We start from the raw sequence: 8,625 nt of genomic DNA on the forward strand, positions 1-8,625 counted from the left end.
ATCATATCATTTAATTTAGTGCCAGAGTTTGAAAAAAACTTAATCCCATTGTCGTAATAAGGGTTGTGGGAGGCACTGATCACCACCCCGGCATCGGCGCGAAATGTCGACGCCAAATACGCCACCGCAGGTGTTGGCATTGGGCCAATCAACGCCACATTCACACCCGCCGCTGAAAATCCCGCCTCCATTGCCGACTCAAGCATATAGCCACTAATACGGGTATCTTTACCAATCAACACTTCTTTAGTGCCTGTGGACGCCAGCACAGTGCCAGCCGCCCAACCTAACTTCATCGCAAAATCAGGCGTTATAGGGAATGTACCCACCTTGCCACGCACACCATCGGTACCAAAATACTTCCTAGACATACTCATCCTTAAACCGACATTCCGCAGCTAATTTAGGAATAAACTACCTCATAGAATCTACCGAGTAATTTGAGTAGTTGTGTTTGGTGATCTTGAAGTCCAGTGATGAACCTTTGGCCGTTAATCTCTAGCGTATCTATGCCTTCGAATTGCAAGAAGACCCAACGTGCCGTCGGTCTGGAGGTCGTCTTGTTCTTTACCATACTTGGGAAGAACGCTTCGGTTTGTGCGAGTTGTTCTCTGATTTTGTGTTCTAAACTAGCGTAAACAAGCAAGCTCAACGTCATTATCATTAGCAACGCTTCAATGCGCTCAGGCTTTTTCAAGAAGATGGAAGAGGTTAAAAACTCAGGGCTTTTTAGAAAACGGAAGCCGCGCTCGACTTTTTGTTGCGATTTGTAATGTGCTAGAAGAGCCGCCATGGTGAGTGCTTCATTGTCGGTGTCATTCGTCGCGAGGATAAACATGCCTACTTTGAGCTTAGCCAGTTTTACTTTTTCTAGGTCGGTGAAGGGGGCGGCTTCGATAAAGTATTGGTATCCTGTCGGTGCTTCATCTGTCTTTGGGCGGCCCGAATGAGAGTAAGTCGGCTGTTTGATGAGAGTGCCTTGTTCAAACCCAAGTAAGTCACATTGTTTCTTGAAATCGTTAAACGCTAATTCTGCGTCAACTTCACAAGCGAATGGTTTTTTACTTAGCTTTTCCAACGCTTTGATTTCTTTTGCTATGTTTTTCTCTAAGTTCTTGAAGAAAGTGATTTCTTCCCGCTTGGTGGCCTGTTCACTGTGAACGAGCAACCAACGTTGATTGACCTTTCCGTAATCCGAGTCTATCCAACATCCTGAGTAGCCATGACCGATAGTGCTTAATTGCTCTGGCTCTAGCGCAAGTAGTGCTTGTTTTGCGAGCTTGATGGTCATGGGGACACGGGTAATGAATTTTTGATTTTGCTCATCTAGCGAGGAGATGCTTTCTTCGGTGTACAAAGCGGCATCAGCGATAAAGTAACGACTATTTTGCGCGGCTTTTAGGCAATGTATGTGTCTTTTAGTGACTTCAGCGAATGCCTTGGCATCATTGGTGTTACCACTCAGTGCTTGCATGTAAACAGGAATACCTGCTTGGTTTTCACAGATGAGTTCAAGCACGACTTGGTTAAGCTCTGGCCTATGATCCCGACTATAACCTCTTACAAGCTTAATCACGTTGGTGTTTTCATCTTGTGCATACTCACCATCAACGTGGAAGCTAGTGATATCAAGATGAACAGAATCGGTCGTCAAGCCCAGTTTATCAACAACACGCTCAGCAATAACCTGATAGAGCGCTGAGACATCGGCTTCGTATAGAGCATCTAATGTGCGGCCTAGTACATCATCAGTCAGGTGGTGTGCTTCAATGTCTTTGGCGAGTAGCTTAGATACAGGCTTGGTCTTAAAAAAGTCCGAGAACATGTGCAGTGTTCTGCTATGAAAGCCAAGTCCATTTAGGAGCATGGCCAATACCGCGTCACCATGAGAAACATTGTGGTCAGAATATTTTGGGATAACGGCATCTATCATCCGTGGCAGGCCAATTTCGTGACAAAAGGCGGCAATGAGACCAAGGTGATCTAAGCGTTTAATAACAGGATGGGTAGACATATTTTGAGACCGTCAAATAGCAGTAATAGATCAAAACTGTCGATCGCGGTCAAGATGGTGTCGTAGTTTTTATGAAAAGCTGATCGCCAGATCACACTATTTAAATTCTGGAATTAGCTGCGGAATGACGGCTTAAAAAGTCTTAAAAACAAAAATGGAATTAAATCAATTAGCTAAAAGCTAGTCTTTACGCACCCAAGTTAAAATTTGCCATACGTTCGATAAAGCCCAGTTATAGCTGACAAATATAGCCAAAAAAACGGTAAACATTATCCATTCAGGAACTTGTACCATCTCAGCACCCACACCAATGATGGCAAGCAAAAACGAGGCTAAGGAAATTCTAATCAAGGTTTGCTTACGGTTATAACCCGCACGCTCAAAAATATGGTGCAAATGATCACGGTCAGGCTTAAAAGGTGACATGCCCTTTTTCACCCTTCTATACATAATTGCCGCCATATCCATAAGTGGAATAGCAATTAAATACAATGCAGTAACAGGGGAAAATACTGCGCCACCTTGCACAAGATGGCTCCCGGTTTGTGTACCAATCACTAGCAACCAAACAACGGTTAAGCCAATCAACATACTGCCAGCATCACCCATAAAGATCTTATCTAAAGACTGAAAGGGCCACCTTAAGTTGAACAATAAATATCCGACAATTGCACCAATAAACAATAAAGGCAGCATAAACCAATCATTACCAGCCCAATAAAACAGGATGGCTAAAGCAGCAAAGGTCACTAGGCTTAACATACCGGCTAGGCCATCAATCCCATCGACCATATTAAATGCATTTATGGCACCGATAACGGCTAAAACCGTAACAAAAATACCGACATAGCCAAGCTTAAACTCAAAAAAGTATAAAATGTTACCAAAGGACGTTAAGTAAAGACCTGCACCAAAAATTAAAATAGATGCAGTAATCACCTGCGCCGCCATTCGAACGCGAACGGACAGATCATACTTATCATCTAGTACACCAAGAAAAAGGATTAAAGCTGCGGATATCAAATAAAGGTTAAAAATTTGGCTTTGCTCTATCACAATGCTCGAAACCAATAGCACACTGCAATAGATAGATACTCCACCAATCAAAGGGATAGCCCCGACATGCAACTTGCGTTCATTGGGTAAATCGACTAAGCCAACTCGTTGCGCGATAGGGTTCAACACTTTTATTGCAATGCAAGTTAAACAAAACACGGTAAACAGCGGTATGAGGTATTCCATCACTCTCTTCCTTAAGGCAAATACAGAATTTCAGATGACTTTAAAAACATACTATTTCAAAAATATGACAAGCGATTATAGCAGCCGACTCTTTATTCGATAAGCAGTACCCGCAGAAATTTTTAGAGCAACCTAAACATTCAGACTGGTTTAGTAAAATTGAGATGCCTATGTAAAAAAGCGGTTATCCGCCAAATGTTATTTATAACGGTAAAATATAATGTAAAAGTGGCTAAAAATGCTAAAAACATAATATTTTCATTCACTTTGGCAAGTTCAGACCAAATGCCAACTGCAGCCATAACGCCAGCTCCAGTACAAATAACGAAGAGTGACATATGAGATGACAACCCAAGACGTTGACAGATATGATGCAAATGCTCACGATCTGGTTTAAAAGGAGATTGTCCTTTACGAATACGGCGGATCATGATGCACACCATATCCATAAGGGGTAACGCAATTAACCAAAGTGCCGTAACAGGGCGAATAGCCGTAGCCCGCTCACCTTGGCTAGCCACAATCAGCAACCAAATCACGGTAAAACCAATGAAAATACTGCCAGCATCGCCCATAAACACTTTAAAACGCTTACCGAATGGAAAGCCTAAATTCAACATGATATAAGGCAGCATGGCTGTTACTAATAAGGCACAAAAAAGTGCAAAATTGGCCATGCCGTGCAAATAAAAAAGGATCCCCAAACCACCAAAGGTGACAGATGCTAAACCACCGAGTAAACCATCGATACCATCCACCATATTAAACGCGTTGATAGCACCAATCACTGCAACCACGGTTAACACATAACTAGCAACTTCAGGGATTCGTATCGCATCACTACCCATTAAGTAGCCAAGATTATGTAAACTCCGTTCCCCCAGCACAATCATCGCAATAGAAACCACTGCTTGGATCACTAAGCGCAGCTTAAAGCTAATATCATAGCGGTCATCAACCACACCGATAATTACGAGGATAAAAGCACATCCGGCATACAATTGTGGAGCTAGCAATAATTCAGAATTCAGGAACAAAACCAACATCATGGTACAAAAGACCGAGATCCCTCCCACTAATGGGATCTGACCAGTATGGTGTTTTCTCTCATTAGGCTTATCAACCAAACCAATTTTTTTAGCCATTTTACGAAACACGAATAAACAGATAAATGAACTTAAAAATACACTGACGAACGATAAGCTTACCGACATACTGAACTCGATTGAAGTCTAAAACAAAATGATAATTGAAAAGCGGTACTCACAACAACAACAACAACAACAACAACAACAACAACAACAACAACAACAACAACAACAACAACAACAATCTCGGACAAAAATGACATCACTTATCTTTCAATTAGTTACTTGATAATGAGACACTTTCACGTTGATCCGAAGCGAAATGCAGGAAAAAACCCCCAATAGGATCTGTTGGTGTTGACACCATAAAAATACAAATAAAAGAATCTATTAGAGGCACTTAAGAACGAAAGTGAGACAGTCTCGAAATAGTGTCTCAAAACTGTCTCACTAACTTTAGCATGCTATTGATTTGTAGAAATAAAATCAATCACACCCCAATAGACTTGACTATTTGTTATAAAACTCTCGGTACCATTTTACGAACTCTGTAACACCTTCCTTAACAGACACTTTAGCTTTATAACCTGTTGCTTCGAATAAATCATCAACCTCAGCATAAGTCTGGTAAACATCACCAGGCTGCATATCTCTGAAATTTTTCTTCGCTTCAATACCTAATTCATCCTCAATGGCTTTAACAAAACCCATTAAATTAATCGGTGATCCATGTCCAATATTGTAAATAGCGTAGGGAGCAGAACTAGAAGCAGCTGAACCATTTTCCACAGTCCAAGACTTATTTCTGCTAGGTATAACATCGGCAATACGAACCACGCCTTCAACAATGTCGTCAACATGGGTAAAGTCGCGCCACATATCTCCATTGTTGTTAATATCGATAGTTTCACCATCTAAAATCTTTTTAGTAAAGATAAATGGAGCCATATCAGGGCGCCCCCAACTTCCGTATACAGTAAAGAAACGAAGTCCCGTTGTAGGAATGTCATACAAATGAGAATAACTGTGTGCCATCAACTCATTTGCTTTTTTTGTTGCTGCATAGAGAGAAACGGGATGGTCAACACTATCAGAAGTAGCAAACGGGGTTTTAGCATTCAGACCGTAAACCGAACTAGAAGAAGCATACACAAGGTGCTTAACTTTTGTATTACGGCATCCTTCCAATATATTCAAGTGTCCAACAAGATTTGAATCGGCGTAAGCATGTGGGTTTTCAATCGAATACCGAACCCCAGCTTGTGCAGCGAGATGAATGACTAGATCAAATTGTTCATCATCAAACAATTGCTTTACAGAGTCTCTATCAGCAATATCCAGTTGGATTAATCGAAAATTCTCATGTTCAATTCGCTTTAAACGTGTATACTTTAAATTAACGTCGTAGTAATCATTAATATTATCAACACCGATAACTTCATGGCCTGTAAAAGTTAACTTTTCAATAACAGCACTACCGATAAAACCAGCTGCACCTGTAACTAAATATTTCATAAAACTCTCAATGTAATTAACAAATCGAACAACTATTAATCAGAGCCAAATAAATCACGAGTGTAAACCTTATCTGCAACATCAAGGATTTCATCAACCATACGATTAGAGACGATCACATCACAGCTAGATTTAAACTCATTTAGATCTTTTATTACTTTGGAGTGAAAAAACTCCTCATCCTTTAAAACTGGCTCATAAACGACGACCTCAACACCTTTTGCCTTAATTCGCTTCATAATCCCTTGAATGCTAGATGCTCTAAAGTTATCAGAACCAGCCTTCATAATTAAACGATATATACCTACACACTTTGGGTTACGTTTTAAAATTGAATCGGCAATAAAGTCTTTACGGGTACTGTTAGACTCAACAATTGCACTAATAATGCTGTTAGGAACATCGGCATAGTTTGAACGAAGTTGCTTAGTATCTTTTGGTAAACAATAACCGCCGTAACCGAAAGAAGGATTGTTATAATGTGAACCAATACGTGGGTCTAGACAAACGCCGTCGATAATCTGACGAGTATCTAAGCCATGTGTTTCAGCATAAGTATCTAACTCATTAAAATAGGCAACTCGCATAGCTAGGAATGTATTAGAAAATAATTTAACAGCTTCAGCCTCTGTGGATTCAGTAAATAAAACCTCTATATTATCCTTCAAAGCGCCTTCAACAAGTAAATTAGCAAATACTTCAGCGCGTTCAGTTTTTTCACCAACAATGATCCTCGAAGGATACAAATTGTCGTAAAGCGCCTTTCCTTCACGCAAAAACTCAGGTGAGAAAATTAGGTTATCACAACCCAATTCTAGTTTAATGCGTTTGGTGTAACCAACAGGTACAGTCGATTTTATAACCATCACAGCTGCAGGATTAATAGTCATTACGTCTTTTATGACTGTTTCAACTGAAGATGTATTAAAATAATTAGTCTCTACATCATAATCTGTCGGAGTTGCGATTATTATATATTGAGCATCTTGGTATGCCTGCAGCTTATTCAGCGTTGCACAAAAATTAAGTGACTTATTAACTAAAAAGTCTTCAATTTCAACATCAACTATCGGCGACTGTTGATTATTGAGCATATCCACTTTCTCTGGAATAATGTCAATAGCAATCACCTCATTATTTTGTGCTAGAAGCATTGCGTTTGATAAACCAACATAACCGGTACCAGCTACAGCAATTTTCATGTTAATTCTCTTTTAAAATTTTTTTAATTACGGCAAGATATTTATCTAATACAATTTTTTCATCAAATTCTCGTTCAATTTTGGCACGACTAGCTTGCCCCATCATTAAACGTTCTTCATGAGTTAAACGTATCATCTTATCTAATGATTTAGTAAGGCTTTCTGTCGAACGTACATCACATAAAAAACCATTCACACCATGCTCTACGGTTTCGCGACAACCCACATTATCGGTAGTGACAATAGGTTTTCCCATCGCACCAGCCTCTAGAAGAGACTTAGGTACTCCTTCTCGATAGAAAGATGGTAATACCATACAATCAACTTCAGCGATTTCGGATTCGACGCTATCAGATACTCCTAAATATTCAACTATTCCTTCAGCTACCCACGCCTCCATTTGCACTTTTGAGACAGAAGATGGGTTGCTAACATCAAGAAAACCTAATAAACGAAACTCCACCTTATCACCATACTTCTCACGTAATAAACGAGCAGCTCCTATATAATGACCAATTCCTTTGTCGAAAAGCATTCTAGCAATAAGCAAGAAGCGAACTTTACCATCATCAATAGCGGGTATAACCTTAAAACGTTTCAAGTCGACACCAGAACCCGGCAGCCTGTCTTTTGGGGTATTTAGAGCTATCTTTTTTAAAGAAAAAATAGTTTTATCATCTTCATTTTGAAAGAAAATGAATTCAGCTTGAGACTGACTTAACCTATACAAAAAACGCGCGATCTTAGAAACCCAACTTTCATTAATAAACAATATTCCTAAACCTGCAATATTATTTATAGCTTTTACTCCGAAAAAATTTGCTGCTAGTGTACTATAAATATTATTTTTAGGCGTAAAATTTAAAATAATATCAATTCTGTTATTCTTGAATATACTAAAAAAGCTATACAAAGTACTTAAATCCTTAATAGGATTTGACCCACCCTGATCAATTTTAACATGAATAAACGCACAACCAAGATCGCGAACTTTTTTGGTATATTCGTCTTCAGGTGCAATAACTACAACGCGATAACCATTATTTAATAGAGAAATTATAGTATTTTTACGGAAGTTATATACATACCAACAGGTGTTAGCACTGAGTGCGATAGTATGGTTTTTTGACATTATTAAACCTACAAACAAATGGATTGAGAAAATAAAGATTCATCAAAGTTTTAAATCTAAGGCCAAGTTACATATTAAAATAACATCAACTAAGTTTTTATAAATTTAATTAAGTGGAATATTATTAAGAATAAAATCACACTTATAAATAACACTTAGATTAAAGAGACAATATACTTGGCCATTACGTCCTGAAGGATCCCCTCATAAATCAGCCATAGCATAGCCATATTTGAGCAACTGATTGGCGAATAATACCCAGGCCGCCAGCAATTCTTTCTCCGTGATTTGATAATCAGGCCGCCTGAGTACCTCCAATCCCAAGCGAATCGTTGAGAGTACCGTTCGATGCCCAATGGTATTGGCCTGAAAATGCTTATCCCAGCCCTGTTGCTGTGCGTGTAAACCAACTAGCCACAACAGGCATTGAAC

The 8,625-nt window shown here is 39.3% G+C and carries 6 protein-coding genes and 2 pseudogenes; all 8 read right to left on the minus strand.

The window, feature by feature from the left end; translation table 11 throughout:
- Window positions 1–371, minus strand: a pseudogene (gene glmM, locus L5M38_RS23350) (phosphoglucosamine mutase); the annotation flags it as partial.
- A gap of 32 nt (window positions 372–403) precedes the next feature.
- Window positions 404–2,014 (minus strand): IS1634-like element ISSpu7 family transposase, encoded by a 1,611-nt coding sequence (locus L5M38_RS23355; protein ID WP_011787758.1) that lies wholly within the window; start codon window positions 2,012–2,014, stop codon window positions 404–406.
- Between the two features lie 180 nt (window positions 2,015–2,194).
- Window positions 2,195–3,256 carry a UDP-N-acetylglucosamine--undecaprenyl-phosphate N-acetylglucosaminephosphotransferase gene (gene wecA / locus L5M38_RS23360; RefSeq protein WP_263180451.1) on the minus strand — a complete coding sequence of 354 codons (1,062 nt, stop codon included), beginning with the start codon at window positions 3,254–3,256 and terminating at the stop codon, window positions 2,195–2,197.
- 140 nt (window positions 3,257–3,396) lie between these two features.
- Window positions 3,397–4,470 carry a UDP-N-acetylglucosamine--undecaprenyl-phosphate N-acetylglucosaminephosphotransferase gene (gene wecA, locus L5M38_RS23365; RefSeq protein WP_263180452.1) on the minus strand — a complete coding sequence of 358 codons (1,074 nt, stop codon included), beginning with the start codon at window positions 4,468–4,470 and terminating at the stop codon, window positions 3,397–3,399.
- A gap of 384 nt (window positions 4,471–4,854) precedes the next feature.
- A complete protein-coding gene (locus tag L5M38_RS23370; RefSeq protein WP_263180453.1) occupies window positions 4,855–5,859 on the minus strand; it encodes an NAD-dependent epimerase in 1,005 nt (334 codons plus the stop codon).
- A gap of 35 nt (window positions 5,860–5,894) precedes the next feature.
- Complete coding sequence (locus L5M38_RS23375) at window positions 5,895–7,061, minus strand: nucleotide sugar dehydrogenase (protein ID WP_263180454.1); 1,167 nt, start codon at window positions 7,059–7,061, stop codon at window positions 5,895–5,897.
- 1 nt (window position 7,062) lies between these two features.
- Window positions 7,063–8,193, minus strand: coding sequence for a glycosyltransferase family 4 protein (locus L5M38_RS23380; protein ID WP_263180455.1), 1,131 nt, complete (start codon window positions 8,191–8,193; stop codon window positions 7,063–7,065).
- A gap of 204 nt (window positions 8,194–8,397) precedes the next feature.
- Window positions 8,398–8,625 (minus strand): annotated as a pseudogene (locus L5M38_RS23385) (IS4 family transposase); the annotation flags it as partial.

This window comes from Shewanella sp. SM101 (assembly GCF_025654465.1).
Classification (GTDB): Bacteria; Pseudomonadota; Gammaproteobacteria; order Enterobacterales; family Shewanellaceae; genus Shewanella; species Shewanella oncorhynchi.

Excerpts from the sequence above, each read along its gene's own strand:
- L5M38_RS23355 (WP_011787758.1), bottom strand. The coding sequence starts at position 2,014 with ATGTCTACCCATCCTGTTATTAAACGCTTAGATCACCTTGGTCTCATT.
- wecA (WP_263180451.1), bottom strand. The coding sequence starts at position 3,256 with ATGGAATACCTCATACCGCTGTTTACCGTGTTTTGTTTAACTTGCATT.
- wecA (WP_263180452.1), bottom strand. The coding sequence starts at position 4,470 with ATGTCGGTAAGCTTATCGTTCGTCAGTGTATTTTTAAGTTCATTTATC.
- L5M38_RS23370 (WP_263180453.1), bottom strand. The coding sequence starts at position 5,859 with ATGAAATATTTAGTTACAGGTGCAGCTGGTTTTATCGGTAGTGCTGTT.
- L5M38_RS23375 (WP_263180454.1), bottom strand. The coding sequence starts at position 7,061 with ATGAAAATTGCTGTAGCTGGTACCGGTTATGTTGGTTTATCAAACGCA.
- L5M38_RS23380 (WP_263180455.1), bottom strand. The coding sequence starts at position 8,193 with ATGTCAAAAAACCATACTATCGCACTCAGTGCTAACACCTGTTGGTAT.